We start from the raw sequence: 15,884 nt of genomic DNA on the forward strand, positions 1-15,884 counted from the left end.
TGATTTAGATGATTTCTAACTCATTTTCACGTAAATGGGCTTTAAACTTTTTACTAAACTGGACTACAATCGGCAAATTAGCGCTTACGGGTCTATCTCGCCATTGGGTGGCAATATTGACTACTTCGCCTTCTATGCCTTTGATGTCAAAAGCCTGATTCCGGTGTTCAGGATGATGATACACTACTACCGAATCTTTAACGCGGACGCGATCGCCAACTTTCATAACAACATTTACACCTAGCATTTGCTTTTCCACAAGTATCTGCTACAAAATATATGATTAAATCGGTTAAAATTCTATTTAATCAGCTATTTCTTGACGCTTCACAGGGGTGCGACGGCGCATTGAACCCTCTGCGTCCAGGCACGTCTTAGCAATCCGTGCATAGTTTTCTAACTTTTTTGCCGCGTTAATAAATATTGCCCTCACCCTCTGTTTTGCCCCAAAAACAGGCAAACAAAAGAAAATAAAGCAATACCTCAGATGTGCTTAGTACTTTGGCAAGAGATATAACCCTTTTATCTTCAGCGTAACTGAAAGTTTTCGGGGCATTCTAAAACCCTTCACTTGTATAAGGGGTTTTAACATCTGGTCAGGAGAATATTTTACACAATTCCTGGAACAACAGGTTCACGACTTTAACGAAAAACTAGGTCTAAAGACTTGTTCTGACTTCGACAGGTTCGAATTTTCGTTAGAAAATTGGGTATAGTTTTTCGAAAACACTGTATGGCTAATTCATGAATTGCCCGTAAATTAGAATAGATTGCTCAATTATATACAGATCCGCTTGAGGCGAATATCAACTTCATCATGAGTAAGTGGGCATAAATAATTGTCTTTGGGATAAGGCAATAGGCAATAAGTACAAGGGTTTTAGCCTAGTTTATTTTTTTACATAGTTTTTTTATTGTGCCAACTTACTTAAAATTAGTTGTCAAAGCTCAAAATGTGCCCTGAATAGTTCCGCCATCTACTTGCAGCATGACTCCATTCACAAAGGATGCAGCTGGTGAACTCAGAAATACAGCAACATTGGCAAACTCTTCTGGTTTCCCAATGCGTCCTAAAGGAACTGTTACATTGACTCTAGCCATTTCTGCTTCTTTTGTTTCACCACTTTTAGCAATTCGCGCATTGATTAATTCTTCCACCCGTTCTGTATATGTCCATCCTGGTAGAATGCTGTTGACGCGAATTTTATCGCTACCTAGTTCTTGGCTGAGAGTTTTAGTTAAACCAATCACCGCTAATCGAATGGAATTGGACAACACGAGATTTTCGACTGGTTGTTTAGTTGAGGTTGAGGTGATGGTCAGAATCGCTGGTGTGGTAGATTGGCGTAAGTGAGGTAAAGCGAACTTTACCAAACGTACCGCACTTAGCAAAGTCAAGTTGATCGAAGTTTCCCAAGTTGCCAAATCGATATCGTCAAAAGTACCTGCGGGTGGGCCTCCGGCGTTGGTAACAAGGATATCCAACCCGCCGAATTTCTCTACTGTGGCATTAATTACCCGCTCAATATCTGCTTGACTGGTAACGTCTGCACGCAGAGATAGCACTTCTGTACCTGTTTCGCTTGCAATCTCCGCAGCCGTTGTGTCAATTAACTCACTACGGGCGCAGATGGCAACTTTTGCACCTTCACGGGCAAATTGCCTTGCTGTAGCTTTGCCCAAACCTTTACTAGCAGCAGTTACTAAGGCGACTTTGCCACGGAGTTGCAAATCCATAATCTTGATTTTTGTTGTTTACAGTAACTTGAAGCCAAGATGATTGAGAACTTCCCGCAAGCGATCGCGTCCTCTCAATGACTCAACAGTTGCGATCCTTTGGGCTGAGTGTTCTGACCAATCACCAGGGATATTCATCTTTTGTTCAGTATAAAATTCTTTGATGATCTCGTTGTAGTGAGCGATCGCTTCTTCTTGCTCTGACAATTTATAAGTTTCACGGTGCAACACGGCTGACTGAGGCAATCGTGGCTTAATCGCTGCTTCTACTTCAGGATTCGGATAGCCTACACACAGCCCAAATACAGCATAAACAGAGGAGGGCAAATTCAATATCTCTGCTACCTCTTGCGGGCGGTTCCTGATTCCGCCGATATACACTGTTCCTAAACCGAGTGACTCAGCTGCAACTGCTGCATTTTGCGCCGCCAAAGTTGCATCGATTGTTGCCATCACAAACATTTCCAAGTATTCCAGCGCATCATGAGATATGCCGCGACTGTCAGCAACGTAACTCAGACGCGCCAAGTCTGCTAACCAAACCAAGAATAAAGGAACCTGCTTAATATGTGCTTGGTTTCCCGCTAATTTAGATAACTCTTCTTTGCGTTCTGGATCTTCAACTGCTACCACACTCCAGGTTTGTAAATTAGAGGAAGTAGATGCAGATTGGGCGGCTGCAATTAACAACTCCAGAGTTCCTGCTGATAAAGGATCGGATAGATAAGACCGGATGGAACGATGAGATAATAGTGCCGTCAGAGAATCATTCCATTCAATTTCGGGATTGAAGGGAATTTCACCGTATCGCGATCGCAGTAGTTCTATAGGATTAGTCATAATCAACTCCCAAATTTCCCGATATTTTATTACTAACACCAATTCCATCTGTAAAGGCATACATCTAGACATGGTTATGCCTCTACAGCCAATTTATGATTCTGGTCTAAATCTTTGGTGAGAATGCAGCATATTGCTCTTGCGTTAGCACTCCATCTTTGACATTAACTTGTTTAGGAATCAGCTTCAACTGATAATATGTATCAGCAACTTTTTGTTGTAAATCTATCAGATTATCATCAATTGGCACAATTCCAAAAGTTCGTCTATTAGTAGCTTTTCTCATTGTTTCTATGTCAATTGCTAGCACAGATGATAGAGTTTGTGCTACCTCTTCTCGATGCTGTTTAGACCATTCTTCTAAGCTTTGAATTTCTTCTAAAACTGCCTTGACAGTTTGGGGATTTTCAGTGACAAATTTACGGGTTCCCAAATAATATCCTCCCTGTTTATTAATTCCTGTCCCATCAATCAAAACTCTGGCTTTAGTTGCCTCTTGAGCGGCTGCATAAAAAGGGTCCCAAATTACCCACGCATCTACACTACCCTTGACAAATGCAGCGCGGGCATCAGCCGGCGGCAAATATTTAGGCTCAATGTCTGTATATTTTAATCCTGCTTTTTCTAAAGCTTGGACTAACAATAAGTGGGCACTAGAACCCTTTTGAAAAGCAACTTTTTTACCTTTCAAGTCAGTAAGTTTTTGAATTGAGGAATTCTGGGGAACAAGAATTGCTGAACCAGCAGGACTAGAAGCAATACCAGCGACGTAAGTTAATGATGCTCCTGCTGCTTGGGCAAATATTGGCGGTGATTCTCCTACGTGTCCAAAATCAATACTACCCACATTCATCGCTTCTAGCAATTGTGGCCCTGCCGGAAATTCGATCCATTCTACAGATATTCCATCTGGTGACAAACGCTTTTCTAAGACACCTTTGTTTCTCAGCAATATATTCGATTTTTGATAGCCAAATCTTAATACTGTGGCTTTACTGGAAGCAGAATTACTAACAGATGTCGCACTAGGATTAGAAGAACTAACAGTCGATGGCGATGAACAGGCAGCAAATAGCACGCTCAGACACAGCCCTGTAACAAAAGCCCCCGTAATTGGCAAAGGAGAAGAAAAGAATAATTTGTGCTGGTTATTAAATGGGATATTCCTGATTTTTACCAACGATATCCACTTGGCAATGAAACGGCGAAAGATTAGGTTAATCATCAAAATGATTTCTTTGAGCTATATCAATACTATAAACTTATAGGTTTACCGGAGTATATAAATAATTTCAGGAAAATTTGACCAACTTTTGGTCGAGGTAACAGGCATTGTGTTGGACGATGTTTTAAATCCCGTCCAACACCCAATACGGTTCGGTTAAGGCAAGAGACGCGATTTATCGCGTCTTTATGATCTAGGGCGTGTCATCAAAAAACCTTATCCGAACCGTATTAGATTTAACACCTGCCCTGTTTCCTGTTGCTTTAATAAAAAGAATGGAAAGTGGAAAAACTAATATTTCCTTACTTATTATCCTAGTATCAAAAAATATATTATTAATTCAGCAAATCAGGTTCTTCACGTACAATTCTGTCGTAAAGGGGCTGGAAACTGAACCACCCACTTATACGTGACCCCACTTGAGTTTGTGTTAAACGGGCTGTTTCGTGTTTGATAATAGTAGGTCTACCCGCAGCTTCTGCCAGCAGTTGGGCTTGGCACGATCGCTCTAAACTAATGTACCAAAAGGCAGCTTCATCTACCGTCTGTCCCACAGTTAAAATGCTGTGGTTACGGAGAATTATGGCTTTCTTGTCCCCCAAGGTTTGCGCCAGTCGTTGACCTTCAGAAGTTTCTAAAACCACACCGGTGAAATCGTCAAACAGGGCATGATCTTCGTAAAAAGCACAAGAATCTTGAGTCAAAGGGTCAAGGAGACGACCTAAACTAGACCAAGCTTTACCATAAATTGAATGAGCGTGAGCCGCCGCAATGACATCAGGTCGAGCTTCATGAATTTGAGAATGGATGGCGAAAGCGGCTCGATTCACTTCCGCATCGCCTTTAACTACCTCACCTTCTCTGTTAACTAATATCAGGTCAGAAACTCGGATATGACCGAAATATGTTCCTAATGGATTGACCCAAAAATGGTCTGTAAATTCTGGATCGCGAGCCGTAATATGGCCTGCGATTCCTTCGCTGAAACCAAATTTACCGAATAGGCGAAAGGCTGCGGCTAGGCGTTGCTTGCGGTGCAGGCGTTCGTCTTCAACTCGCTCGAATACAGGGAATTGTGGTCTACTATACCTGGACATGTTCTTTTTCCTCTTCCTCTTTGCAGGGAGCGTTAGAATATCCAGAGCGAAAGGATTTGACGCTATGAGATTCTGGGATGAACTGGTGACGCAAAATACAACCAGTATCATTACCCAAAATATGAATAGATACAGATGCGCTCTGGGATGTAGTTTTGACGGCGTGGATATCACCGTCTGGGGGGAGAAGGCGATAGATATCGCCTGGTTGAAGGCTACGCACTTCAGTTATTTGTAATTGTGCGTGTCCTTCAGCATCGCCGTTATCTACACGGCGGTAGACTGTTTCTTCTTGATTGCCTTTGTATAAACCAATCAATCCCCAGGCTAAATGATCGTGGACGGGAGTCGTAGAACCTGGGGGAATTACCAAACTGAAGACTGACAGAGAACGATCTTTGGCGCGATAAAGTAGCCACTGACCTATACCACCACCCATCTTGCTTTCAGGATTAATTTGGGCAAACTTTTCAGATAGCCATTCCTGTTGGGCAAGCAGTTCTTGAAAATAGGGTTCTAATCTAGCGAGAGTTTGTGTGCGATCGCTAGCAGTGATAGCGCTAATTTCCCGCACTGTTGCTACAAAGGATCGTAGTTCCTGACTCTCAATAAACCATTGGTCTTCTGGCAATGGTTCTAAGATAGTGTGGTTCGTCATCTATAAACTCCTCACTTGGGGAGGCGACTAAGATTAACTAATTCGTAATTCGTAATTAGATTACGAATTACGTTAGCGTAGCGGGGCGCAGCCTATTACGAATTACGAATTATTTTAATACTAGGGTGAATTTTGAAGCCAAGTTGCTCAAGTTTTAAATTAGATAAAGACTCCTTCAGAATGATAGTAAAGGGATATCGCTGGAATACGGTAGCTTTACCTTGTGACAATAGCAGCCTAGCATGGCTGATGCGTACTGGATACAATGGTTCTTGATTGGCATCGAGAATGAATACTTTAGTCATACAATTTTGAAATAATCAAATTATTTACAGCAGCTTTCAGGTATTTCAGTGCTGAATAGCGGGTAGTTAAATTGCTTGAAAATACTCTGTGTAACTTGGGTTTTCAAACACTAAGATTTTATCCAAAGCTCTACTAAGCAATGACAGCTGCTTGTCGCTCCCGCCGTTGCACTTCTGCCCGGACTAAGGGAATCACATCACGACCGTAAGCGATCGCATCTTCTAATGGATCAAATCCTCGAATCAATAGAGTCGTTACCCCCGCATCATAGTAATCCACAAGGGACTCTGCTACTTGCTCTGGCGTACCAACGAGGGCGGTAGTATTACCATAAGCACCAGTAGCGGCAGCAATTGGAGTCCACAAGCGCTTATCGAAAATTTCGCTTTCTTGGGCAAACTGTAATAAACGACTAGAACCCACTGCTTCGGGACGTACTGAATTCAAGCTGGGAGCTATCGGCGGTTGATTGTCTGTTTTTGCCGCTCGAATTTCTTTAACACGCGACAGAATTGAATGTGCCCGTTGCCAAGCTTTTTCCTCTGTATCACCCAAGATTGGCCGCAAAGATACACTGAACCGTGGCGATCGCCCTGGTGGCGTTACAGCTTTTACTTGACGTATCCGTTCTTTAATTGCTGCAATGGGTTCTCCCCACATAGCGTATACATCACTGTGCTTTGCACCCACAGGTACTGCGGCACCAGAAGCACCGCCAAAGTACACGGGTATGTGTGGTTGTTGCAGAGGCTTCACATCTGAGTAAGCATCTTTCACCCGATAGAATTCGCCCTCATAGTCGAAGGGAGTATCACTCACCCACACTCGGCGCACAATATCAAGGTATTCATCTGTACGGCGATAGCGAGTATCGTGATCAAGCCAATCACCATCGCGTTGTTGTTCAGCATCGCTGCCACCTGTAATAATGTGTACGGCGATGCGACCATTAGTAAAATGATCCAAAGTTGCTGTCTTGCGTGCAAAGAGCGTAGGAGCCACGAAACCAGGGCGATGAGCGATTAAAAACTTCAACCGTTCTGTTGCAGCCGCCGCAAATGATGCCACAGTTAAGCTATCAGGGCCAGTTGAACCATAACCAACCAGTACGCGATCAAAGCCACCATCTTCATGTGCTTGAGCAAATTTGCGAACATAAGCGGCATCTATGGAACCTCCAGTGATTGCAACTCTTGGCCCATCTAACTCAGATATCTGTCGTGTTCCAATCATTCCAATAAATTCAATTGGCATGGTGCATCTCTTTTTACATTGGGAATTGGGAATTGTTCTCCATTTATCTTTTCTACTTAAATAGTTGGAGGTAAGAAGACATAGTGAAATTTCTGTTTCGGAATATTCTTTTTTCCAATACTTTTAATAACAGATCCTTGCCTGCACCAGCTAGATTAACAGCAAATTTTTTACATACAAATAGAGCAGGTTTACTCATAGAGGAATCGCTATGCATTGATCCGGATAGCGCTAATTAATAAGCTATGAAGGTATTTGATTGAGTGTTGTGGCAATAAAAATAATAACTTTTTGAACTGGGCCAACAACTTTTTTTTACTCCTTTGATTAAAGAAAAGATAAGAATGAGAGTCTAAAAGTAAACTCCAGCACTCTCGTTCTTACCACTCACTAGGGATTTTCAAGGATAGATCAGGCAATCTTGTGAAGTAATCTCACAATAATTCGTTGGATAGGTTTATTGTGCAGTTTTTTAGCTGTGATATTGATTTCTACAAGTACGGCAAGTCGGTCGGATAACCGTTGAATTAACTACAAGCAAAAATTATCACATACAAATTAAAAAAGCAATGGGCTAGCCCTTTCAAAGTGAGTAAAAATTTTGGTCAATAAATTCCTCTTTAAGCTCTATACTCTGTGTCCTCTGCGCCTCTGCGGTTTAAAAGTATTTTTTTAACCACAGAGGCGCTGAGAGCGCTGAGAAAAGATAAGAGATTTTACTAGTCACCTTGAAAGGGCTACTGTTAGGGCAGACAAAGCTATACTTTGATTCTTGGGAGTTCCGTCAAAAGGGTGTAATTGCTTTTAAATACAAGGTTTTTTTTAACTGTGGATGCTCAAAATGAAGTTCTCTGGCGTGTAGATGTAAGCGACTGGTAACTGCATCGCATCCATAAAGGCGATCGCCTAAAATAGCAATCCCAAGTCCTCGCACATCAGCCGCATGAACCCTCAATTGATGGGTGCGTCCTGTTAGCGGTGTAAATTCTACGCGGGTGTAATCTTGTTCTCTCGATATTACCTGGAAGTTTGTCAAGCTGGGTTTACCGTTTTGCCAATCAACTTTTTGATAAGGGCGATTTTCAGGATCTCCCCATAATGGCAAGTCAATTACACCTTGTTCAGCTACCACAACACCGGAAAGTATTGCTTCATAAACCTTGTGAACCTGGCGTTGCTGAAACTGCTGGCTGAGTTGCTTATGGGTTTGGCGATCGCGTGCTAACAACAAAACCCCAGAAGTTTCCTGATCTAGGCGATGCACAGATGCAAGCGCCATCCCATCGGGTAACAGATGACGTAAGCGACTCAAAACACTATCTTGGCGATCGCGATAACGGCCAGGTACCGAAAGTAATCCAGCAGGTTTGTTTACAGCAATTAACCATTCGTCTTCATAAAGAATGGGTAAAGTGACCTCTCCCCAAACCCTATCAGGGGAGGGGATTCTTACTCCCCCTTCCCTCTCTTCGAGACGCTGCGCGAACGTAGGCAAGGGGGCTGGGGGGTTAGGTCTTAACCCTGAGAGCAAAAACCCCATTAATGGCTGACATCGTTCAACACACGCGCCATAAAATTCTCCCTGAATTTTATCTTGATTTACTGAAGATGCACCCCACCAAAACTCTGCCATTGCTAGTGGTTTTAAATTATGTGTTGCCGCATAATGCAGTAACTTTGGGGCGCAACAATCACCTGTGCCAGTGGGCGAACCTCCCGGCATCAATTGCTGTAATGATAGCGATCGCCCGGAAAAATTAGTCAGGCTGTAGCTAGCCTGCATCTGAGCTTGTAATTGACGCGATAAGGCTTTACGTTGTTGTTTCAGTTCGCTAATTCGCGCATCCGTTGCTGCAATTAACTGCTGGAGAGGTTGTAATACTTCATTTTGCTGGCGTTTAAGTTGTCGTCGCTCAATTCCTTGCTGACGACTTTCTTCGTCGAGTTGTTCAATGGCGATCGCGAGTGCTTCTGGAGTGAGCGTATTGCAGATTTGTTGACGTTTTTCCTGTCGTTGGTGTTTGCAATGACGATGGCGATCGCTCATTGCTTGCAACTGTCGCTCAAATTCATCAGATAGGGTTTCATACTGCTGACGTTCGGTTAGTTGCTTCAAACAAAGAATTTCCTGTTTGATCTTATCCAACTCAGCTAAAGTGCGGGCTTCCTCTAAAGCAACTTCGTCTCGTCCTGGAATTGGTGGAACCCAACCTGCAACCAAATTGCAACCATTCAAAAGACCGGAAAAGGCTTTCAGTACCCGTTGTTCGCCATTAGGCAGTTCAACCAAAAGTATTCCATACATCTTACCTTCACGAGAATAACAGTCATTGTTGGTAAGTTGTTGCATTAGTCCGTGAGCGATCGCTTCAGACATTGAGGTGCGGGGTAATCTTAAGCGATGTCTACGACTGGCTACGCCTACGCCAGTTTCAAGACAACGCCCTTCGTACCAATAACTCGGAGATAAATCGCTGACAGCAAAATCGCAGTCGATGAAATCTGAAAGTGCGTGCAGAACTACCATACAGCGTTTATAGGAGACTTTTAACTAGCAAAGACAAAATTTATATTTAATTTTGAGAAGTCAACGGTAAGAAACTTGTTATTATCCAAATTTAACGAAGGAATCAATGTAGACAGGTTACTAGTTACATCAGATAATTGATCAATTACACCATCAGGAACATTGCTTATGTAGATATCAGAAGCACCACCGAATATTGTCTCTAATTGTACTGGAGATAGCCCGTGCAGAAATATTTCTATATCAATAGAACGTAAGTCAGAAATTACTATTTTAGCCATTGCATTACTTTTTTGAATCAGATTTTTTTGATTTCAACATTGCAAATTGTTCTCTGATTATTTACCAGCAGTCAGAGTCCAACAATCATTAATTTAGTCAAAAATCCTCTTGTTTCGGTACATCTTGTTTTTTGAGGAGTTGGTTTGACTCTTCAATTTTTACACTATCAACTATACTTTCAATAGTTCTTGCATGAAGCTTTTATGTTGAAAAAATATTTTATATAAAGATTTAATAAAAAAATGGCTGTATGTATAAATTTTCAGGACATAATCAAATTAGTTTTGTCTTAAAATTAACTGTCAAAAGTGAGATATTTAAACTTATATAGTCTAAGATAATGACTTGCTATTTATCATTAAATACTTGCTGTATAAGGACTTTCTGCATTTTAACTGTGCTATATACAGACGTACAGAAAGAATTACACTAGCGATGAATATATAAATCATTTATCACTTATATCGTATTAATTATTTCTCGGTAGTTTGACAACGTAGATTAAAAACTACTAGATAAAAAGCTAATATTTTGAGACAGAAAAAAATCAAATATGTCTTAATAGAGCCTAAACAAAAAATAAATTAAAATAGGTTATAGTACTTTACTAGCTAGCTTTCACGTCAAGAGAACTTCAATATGAAAGAGACAACCTTTACAGCCATGCCGCTAGTGTAAACGCATCTAAAGGCTAATCATCCTTTCATAGTAAAGGTTTGCGAGTTTTAGAATTTAGCCAATTTTTCATCAAGATTCTTATCCAGCAAGGCTTTTAGAAATCCTGTGAGTTCTCCCTGATCAGTACTTTAGTTCTTCGCTTGAAGGTAAAGAAGATCCTAAATATGAGAAAAAACTAAATTGATCGTCGAATTAATAGTTTTTTCTTAACTCCTAGAGATTTTAAAAATCAGATTACACCTGTTTTGATTAATCATGTAAAATGAAATTGCATTTATATTGTAAAAGGAAATAAAAACATGCCAAAAATAGTAGTTTTAAGTTTACACTATATTAGTGTAAAGGCATTGCAAGACAATCTAAGTCCTACAGAAGTATCTACTGTATGGGGAGGTTCTCCGTACATTTATATATCCAATAACAGTGACTCCGTAAATATAAATAGCACAGGTACAGGAGACATTAAACATGTAGGTACAGGTGGCTATAGCATTAATGATAGTAAGTTCAACACCATAGACTATTCAAGGTCAAATTACAATAATTTTGGTGTAATGTACGTAGGTTCGATGGGGCACTAAGGCAAACGCATTTAAGAGGATGTTTGAACGTTATCTTTTCAGTATCAAAAGTTTTAGATACCTCTGAATCCCCCTTGCTAAGGGTGACTTTAATTCCGGTTCCTCTCGCTTAAAAAGTTACGGTGTACATATAATTCCTTTAGAGTTGCCCCAAAGGTTTGAGATCCCCCACCCCCTTTTTAAGGGTGGTAATAAATGTCAAAATCCCCCTTAATCAAGGAAGATTTAGGAGGATCACGCAATGTTTTGCTTCGTGTGTATAGATGTGTGTGTCTCGTAGCCTAAAAAGATAGATTAAGGGGCATATAGTCACAGTTAAACACTTTTCAATAAAATCCTGAACCATCAAATAGTTTAATGGCTAAAATAGTAATTTTTAATCTTTGTCTAGATGATGTAGAAACATTTTGCAATCCCCTATATTTAGTGCAATTAGATACTATATTTGGAGGAGTTGATAACGTCTACATTAAGAACTTTAGTGATAGTGTAAATATTGGAGTAAGTGGCTCAAGCACTACAAATGAAGGTGCAAATTCTTATAACTTCCGCGATAATAAGATTTACACTATAGACTATTCAAGATCGAACTATAATTGGCTTCTTCTCCTGATGCAACTATAAAGTTAGTAGCGTCGCTGCCTGTTCTTCTTAAACCATTACCTTCTAAGCTAATTAATTTGCAGAGCAAAAAACGGCTTATAAAATCGAGATTGAATCTATCATAGGGCGATCTCCATTTTACTTGAGGCGATCGCCTCAAGTAAAATGGAGATAGAGTTAGTGTGGATGCTGTGGTGATTGAGTCTACAAATTTGAGCGTCGATGAGTCTCTGTTAATAGGTGAATCTTTTCTATCCGCAAGAAGCGTTCAGACGACATCAGACGGACAACAAGCCAGCAAAACAACATGACTTTAAATTTGCATTTTTGGCACTGGTAGACATGTCTGACTCGGTGCATTCGACTGTAGCACCAGCAATTTCCGAGGTTACACTGCTGGTATTTGGATTGTGATTTAACCAGCAGGAATCGATGAATCATTCTCTGGTGGATTGTCTGGTGCTGGTGGAAGCGGTTGTTCAGATGAATTATCTTCTATAGTTGTAGATTCTACCTCTTTTGTCATACCATGCTGCTCTTGCCCTCTAAGCCCAAGATATGTTGCAGCACTGATTCCTTGTAGTGTCAAAAGTGTTTCATCAAATTCCGGCATTGCCAGATTTTTAATGACCTCCCAAACAAAGAAAAGTCCAATCGCAACTGTCCAAATAAATGTTTGGAAGCGGTGAAAGTTGACTCCATTAATATCCGATAATATATCATAGAAAAAACCTTCAGAAATGCGTTGACTACCTTTTCTCTTTGTCTCATTACCCTGACCATCAATTAAGGAAGTACCAAACGCAGTGATAGAATTGATTCCCAATAATATTAGTGATTGCTGAGTCAAAATATTAGTATAATCCCCTGTTATGCCATAAATAATCAGGTAAGAGCCAAAAATGATAAATGTCCAAAAAGCAAGTTGAGATATCGATAAACTGAACGGGTTTTTGTTTAGTTTTTTTCTACCAAGAAAAAATTGAGCAATTCGGGTTTTTCGATCTTCTTTTTCAAGTTCCGCCTTTTCTGGAATCAACAATTCTTGGCTACCAATCACCTCTTTTTTAGAGTAAACCCCTTCTATTCCAGGGCTACGAAGAGTGCTTCGGCAATATCTAATGAATATTAATATAATAGACAGCACTAGAAGCAGACACAGCCAAAATCGCCACGATAACAGAACTATTTTTAATTGAGGAGGTGATAGAGGATTGCTCACCGGAATCGCCAGTTTTCTGGGACAGCCTACCCCCGCGATTACGTTAATACTGTATCTATTTGCCTGGCTAAGAAGCGTATTCCATGCAGCTTCAGATGAATCGGTACGTTCAAGCCGAAAAGCTAACCAATTATCATCAACAATTTTTTGTTGATCTTTACCCGGAACCATGACGATGACTGGTTCTCCGTGAACATCCTCTAGTTCATAACCATCCAGGTACAACACTAATTGTCGAGGATCAAATGAATTGCTGGCATTAGCCGTTGTATTTTTGATGGCTGCTGATAATCCTTCAACTCTTACCCGGATGCGATCGCCCATCTTAACTAGATTACGACCATTGTCGGCAATGACTTGTTGAGTTTTCAGACTAGGAGGCACTGAACATATCTGAGGCGATGCAAAATTTACAGAAGGGCCGTCTGAACTATTTTGAGCAATTACTGCAAAGTTGATAGAAACAATCAACAGAAAGACCAACAGAAAAATAGCAGTAAATCTTTTAACATTTTTATACATCGTTCGGTATTCCACCAACAGTGATTACTATGTCGGTAGTGTAACCATACTTGAGTCATTCCGTATATTAAAAAATTTGTCTGAAAAATAATACCTCTGCCAAAGAGAGGATCAAGAGAAAGGAACCGGCACCTTTGTCTTTTTGTGTGATTGCATGGCAGCAGTCACGCACCATAAAAGGTATTTATTATTACTGGTGTGTAGGCAACCTCTTTGAATTAAGGGGAAAAGATTTGAATTTACCCCTTCCCCAAGCGATATGTTGCCAAATTTAAACTGTCAATGTAAAACCCTTGAATGTCGCATCCAGAATATTATTACCTAGAAGCTTAACTTGAATTCCTCCAATGACTACCGCCATAAATGCCTCAGACACTTCGCGTTCTTCAACTTGATTGTCAGGCTGCAAGTCAATAATTGCGATCTTGGACATATTTTTTGCTTAATATTTTCTAAATTCCAGCAAAATTTTCATCTAATTAACTAACAAGCTCATCAACCAAAAGTTATAAGTCCAATGTTTCCAAGTTTTTTAAATAGACATTATTGTAATTCAAATATAAAGCTAAAGAAAGTCAAAACTATGGCTGGTACATGCGGACTCACGCTAGGCAAATACGCACCTCTACACAAAGGACATCAATTGGTAATTGAAACTGCTTTAGCAGAGATGGATGAAGTGCTGGTGATGATTTACGAGTGTCCAGAGGTGACTGCGATTCCTTTAACCGTTCGAGCTAACTGGCTGCGAAAAATTTATCCTCAAATCCAGGTGATTGAAGCTTGGGATGGCCCAACTGAGGTTGGGGACACTCCTGAGATTAAGAAAATGCACGAAGATTACATCCTGAAACAACTGGAATCAAAAAAAATTACCCACTTTTACTGTAGTGAATTTTACGGCGAACACGTAAGCCAGGCACTAGGAGCAGTTAATCGACTTGTGGATTGCGATCGCAAAACTTTTCCAATTTCAGGAACGCAAGTCAGAACAGACACTTACGCAATGCGGGAATATTTACATCCTGATGTATACCGCGATCTGATCGCTAACATTGTTTTTCTGGGCGCTCCTTCAACTGGTAAAACCACCATTGCATCACAATTAGCTAAAGAGTACAACACTGTATGGATGCCGGAGTACGGGCGCGAGTATTGGGAAAAAAATCAAATCAACAGACGACTTTCGCTCTTGCAACTTGTGGAGATTGCCAAAGGGCATTTAGAACGTGAAGAAGCCTTATTATTGCAAGCAAACCAGTACTTATTTACAGATACCAATGCCTTGACAACCTATCAATTCTCGTTGTATTACCACAAAACTGTTGCTCTAGAGTTAGCAGAACTTGCCCATCAAGTCATATCGCGCTATGATTTAGTGTTTTTTTGCGATCTAGATATACCCTACGATGATACCTGGGATCGCTCTGGAGAGGCAAACCGTAGCATATTTCAAAAACAAATTGTGAGCGATTTAATTGTGAGAAAAATTCCATTTTTTCGCTTGTCTGGCGACCTCATGACACGTATTAGTATTGTTAAAAAAGTATTGTCTTGTTACCAAAAGTATACCAACTTAGGAGAGCTATTTTTCAATAAAATTATTTTATAAAGTGCATCAATATGCTGGAATTTTGGAGTGTAAATACTATAGCCTTCAATCTGATAGGATATCCCATGAGCTACATAGAACTCTTGGGAACGGTCTTTTATTTATGGTCGGCGTGGCTAATTTCTCAAAGAAAAATTTTGACTTGGCCTGTTGGAATAGTCAGTGTATTGCTATATATGGCACTTTTCTATCAAATCCATTTGTATTCGGATATGTTAGAACAAATCTACTATTTAGTTGTTAGTGTATATGGCTGGTGGCGATGGAGTACACCTGATTCTAGTAAAGTTTTGCTAATTCGATATAGTCCACCGCATAAAATTGTTTTGATTGCGGCAATCACAATAGCAATTTCCTTTGCAACGGGAGCTTTGATGAGTCAAATTCACCTGTTACTCCCTGCAATATTTCCAGAAAAAGCTTCTTTTCCTTACTTAGATGCACTCACAACAATCATGAGTTTTACTGCTATGTGGCTCATGGTGAAAAAAAGGATTGAAAGCTGGCATTACTGGATCATCGTTGATGTTATTGGTATTTGGTTGTACTACGTTAAAGAAGTTAAATTTATTGCTTTTTTGTATGTAATTTTGCTATTCATAGCAATTAACGGTTCAATATCTTGGCTAAAGACAGCTAAAATACAGGATTAAAAACCCCTGTATATATTTTCTATTTCGTAGCGGCATGGCACAGCTAAAATAGTGCATTAGATGTAGGTTGGGTTGAGTTAAGGCAAG

15 protein-coding genes and 1 pseudogene are annotated in these 15,884 nt (G+C 40.3%); 3 read left to right on the plus strand and 13 right to left on the minus strand.

What is annotated here, in order from left to right; genetic code table 11:
• Positions 1–4: 4 nt before the first annotated feature.
• The 11 genes from H6G86_RS01470 to H6G86_RS01515 form a co-directional block, all read right to left on the minus strand.
• Complete coding sequence (locus tag H6G86_RS01470; RefSeq protein WP_190932914.1) at positions 5–226, minus strand: ferredoxin-thioredoxin reductase variable chain; 222 nt, start codon at positions 224–226, stop codon at positions 5–7.
• A 78-nt stretch (positions 227–304) separates the two neighbouring features.
• On the minus strand, positions 305–433 hold the full coding sequence (locus tag H6G86_RS39380; protein ID WP_277883519.1) for a hypothetical protein: 129 nt from the start codon (positions 431–433) through the stop codon (positions 305–307).
• 515 nt (positions 434–948) lie between these two features.
• A complete protein-coding gene (locus H6G86_RS01475) occupies positions 949–1,737 on the minus strand; it encodes an SDR family oxidoreductase (protein WP_190932783.1) in 789 nt (262 codons plus the stop codon).
• A gap of 18 nt (positions 1,738–1,755) precedes the next feature.
• Positions 1,756–2,577, minus strand: coding sequence for an NADPH-dependent oxidoreductase (locus H6G86_RS01480; protein ID WP_190932915.1), 822 nt, complete (start codon positions 2,575–2,577; stop codon positions 1,756–1,758).
• A gap of 106 nt (positions 2,578–2,683) precedes the next feature.
• Positions 2,684–3,802, minus strand: a complete 1,119-nt coding sequence (locus tag H6G86_RS01485; protein WP_190932784.1) for a sulfonate ABC transporter substrate-binding protein — start codon at positions 3,800–3,802, stop codon at positions 2,684–2,686.
• A gap of 335 nt (positions 3,803–4,137) precedes the next feature.
• Entirely contained in the window at positions 4,138–4,899 is a 762-nt protein-coding gene (locus H6G86_RS01490; RefSeq protein ID WP_190932785.1) for a class II aldolase/adducin family protein, read from the minus strand.
• Positions 4,886–5,557, minus strand: a complete 672-nt coding sequence (locus H6G86_RS01495; protein WP_190932786.1) for a cysteine dioxygenase family protein — start codon at positions 5,555–5,557, stop codon at positions 4,886–4,888. Before H6G86_RS01495 ends, H6G86_RS01490 begins: the two co-directional genes overlap by 14 nt.
• 95 nt (positions 5,558–5,652) lie before the next feature.
• Positions 5,653–5,862, minus strand: a complete 210-nt coding sequence (locus H6G86_RS01500) for an RRXRR domain-containing protein (protein WP_012407403.1) — start codon at positions 5,860–5,862, stop codon at positions 5,653–5,655.
• A 133-nt stretch (positions 5,863–5,995) separates the two neighbouring features.
• Positions 5,996–7,117: an LLM class flavin-dependent oxidoreductase gene (locus H6G86_RS01505; RefSeq protein ID WP_190932787.1), complete on the minus strand. Its 1,122-nt coding sequence runs from the start codon at positions 7,115–7,117 to the stop codon at positions 5,996–5,998.
• A gap of 784 nt (positions 7,118–7,901) precedes the next feature.
• On the minus strand, positions 7,902–9,644 hold the full coding sequence (locus tag H6G86_RS01510) for an RluA family pseudouridine synthase (protein WP_190932788.1): 1,743 nt from the start codon (positions 9,642–9,644) through the stop codon (positions 7,902–7,904).
• Between the two features lie 20 nt (positions 9,645–9,664).
• Positions 9,665–9,925 (minus strand): hypothetical protein, encoded by a 261-nt coding sequence (locus H6G86_RS01515; protein WP_190932789.1) that lies wholly within the window; start codon positions 9,923–9,925, stop codon positions 9,665–9,667.
• A 2,039-nt stretch (positions 9,926–11,964) separates the two neighbouring features.
• On the opposite strand from H6G86_RS01515, the pseudogene H6G86_RS40105 reads away from it, so the two are divergent.
• Positions 11,965–12,099: pseudogene (locus H6G86_RS40105) on the plus strand (hypothetical protein); the annotation flags it as partial.
• A gap of 104 nt (positions 12,100–12,203) precedes the next feature.
• Here the strand turns inward: H6G86_RS40105 and H6G86_RS01520 are convergent.
• Both H6G86_RS01520 and H6G86_RS01525 read right to left on the minus strand, forming a co-directional pair.
• On the minus strand, positions 12,204–13,532 hold the full coding sequence (locus H6G86_RS01520) for a hypothetical protein (protein WP_190932790.1): 1,329 nt from the start codon (positions 13,530–13,532) through the stop codon (positions 12,204–12,206).
• A 271-nt stretch (positions 13,533–13,803) separates the two neighbouring features.
• Positions 13,804–13,965 (minus strand): hypothetical protein, encoded by a 162-nt coding sequence (locus H6G86_RS01525; RefSeq protein WP_190932791.1) that lies wholly within the window; start codon positions 13,963–13,965, stop codon positions 13,804–13,806.
• 150 nt (positions 13,966–14,115) lie between these two features.
• Between H6G86_RS01525 and H6G86_RS01530 the strand changes: the two genes are divergently transcribed.
• On the plus strand, positions 14,116–15,144 hold the full coding sequence (locus H6G86_RS01530; protein WP_190932792.1) for an AAA family ATPase: 1,029 nt from the start codon (positions 14,116–14,118) through the stop codon (positions 15,142–15,144).
• An 11-nt stretch (positions 15,145–15,155) separates the two neighbouring features.
• A complete protein-coding gene (gene pnuC, locus H6G86_RS01535; protein WP_242064648.1) occupies positions 15,156–15,797 on the plus strand; it encodes a nicotinamide riboside transporter PnuC in 642 nt (213 codons plus the stop codon).
• The last annotated feature ends 87 nt before the right edge of the window (positions 15,798–15,884 follow it).

The organism is Nostoc sp. FACHB-133 (assembly GCF_014698055.1).
Taxonomy (GTDB): domain Bacteria; phylum Cyanobacteriota; class Cyanobacteriia; order Cyanobacteriales; family Nostocaceae; genus Nostoc.

Coding starts and splice junctions, on each gene's coding strand:
- H6G86_RS01530 (WP_190932792.1), top strand. CDS start 14,116: ATGGCTGGTACATGCGGACTCACGCTAGGCAAATACGCACCTCTACAC.
- H6G86_RS01515 (WP_190932789.1), bottom strand. CDS start 9,925: ATGGCTAAAATAGTAATTTCTGACTTACGTTCTATTGATATAGAAATA.
- H6G86_RS01510 (WP_190932788.1), bottom strand. CDS start 9,644: ATGGTAGTTCTGCACGCACTTTCAGATTTCATCGACTGCGATTTTGCT.
- H6G86_RS01500 (WP_012407403.1), bottom strand. CDS start 5,862: ATGACTAAAGTATTCATTCTCGATGCCAATCAAGAACCATTGTATCCA.
- H6G86_RS01475 (WP_190932783.1), bottom strand. CDS start 1,737: ATGGATTTGCAACTCCGTGGCAAAGTCGCCTTAGTAACTGCTGCTAGT.
- H6G86_RS01520 (WP_190932790.1), bottom strand. CDS start 13,532: ATGTATAAAAATGTTAAAAGATTTACTGCTATTTTTCTGTTGGTCTTT.
- H6G86_RS01480 (WP_190932915.1), bottom strand. CDS start 2,577: ATGACTAATCCTATAGAACTACTGCGATCGCGATACGGTGAAATTCCC.
- H6G86_RS01495 (WP_190932786.1), bottom strand. CDS start 5,557: ATGACGAACCACACTATCTTAGAACCATTGCCAGAAGACCAATGGTTT.
- H6G86_RS01485 (WP_190932784.1), bottom strand. CDS start 3,802: ATGATTAACCTAATCTTTCGCCGTTTCATTGCCAAGTGGATATCGTTG.
- H6G86_RS01490 (WP_190932785.1), bottom strand. CDS start 4,899: ATGTCCAGGTATAGTAGACCACAATTCCCTGTATTCGAGCGAGTTGAA.
- H6G86_RS01525 (WP_190932791.1), bottom strand. CDS start 13,965: ATGTCCAAGATCGCAATTATTGACTTGCAGCCTGACAATCAAGTTGAA.
- H6G86_RS01505 (WP_190932787.1), bottom strand. CDS start 7,117: ATGCCAATTGAATTTATTGGAATGATTGGAACACGACAGATATCTGAG.
- pnuC (WP_242064648.1), top strand. CDS start 15,156: ATGCTGGAATTTTGGAGTGTAAATACTATAGCCTTCAATCTGATAGGA.
- H6G86_RS01470 (WP_190932914.1), bottom strand. CDS start 226: ATGAAAGTTGGCGATCGCGTCCGCGTTAAAGATTCGGTAGTAGTGTAT.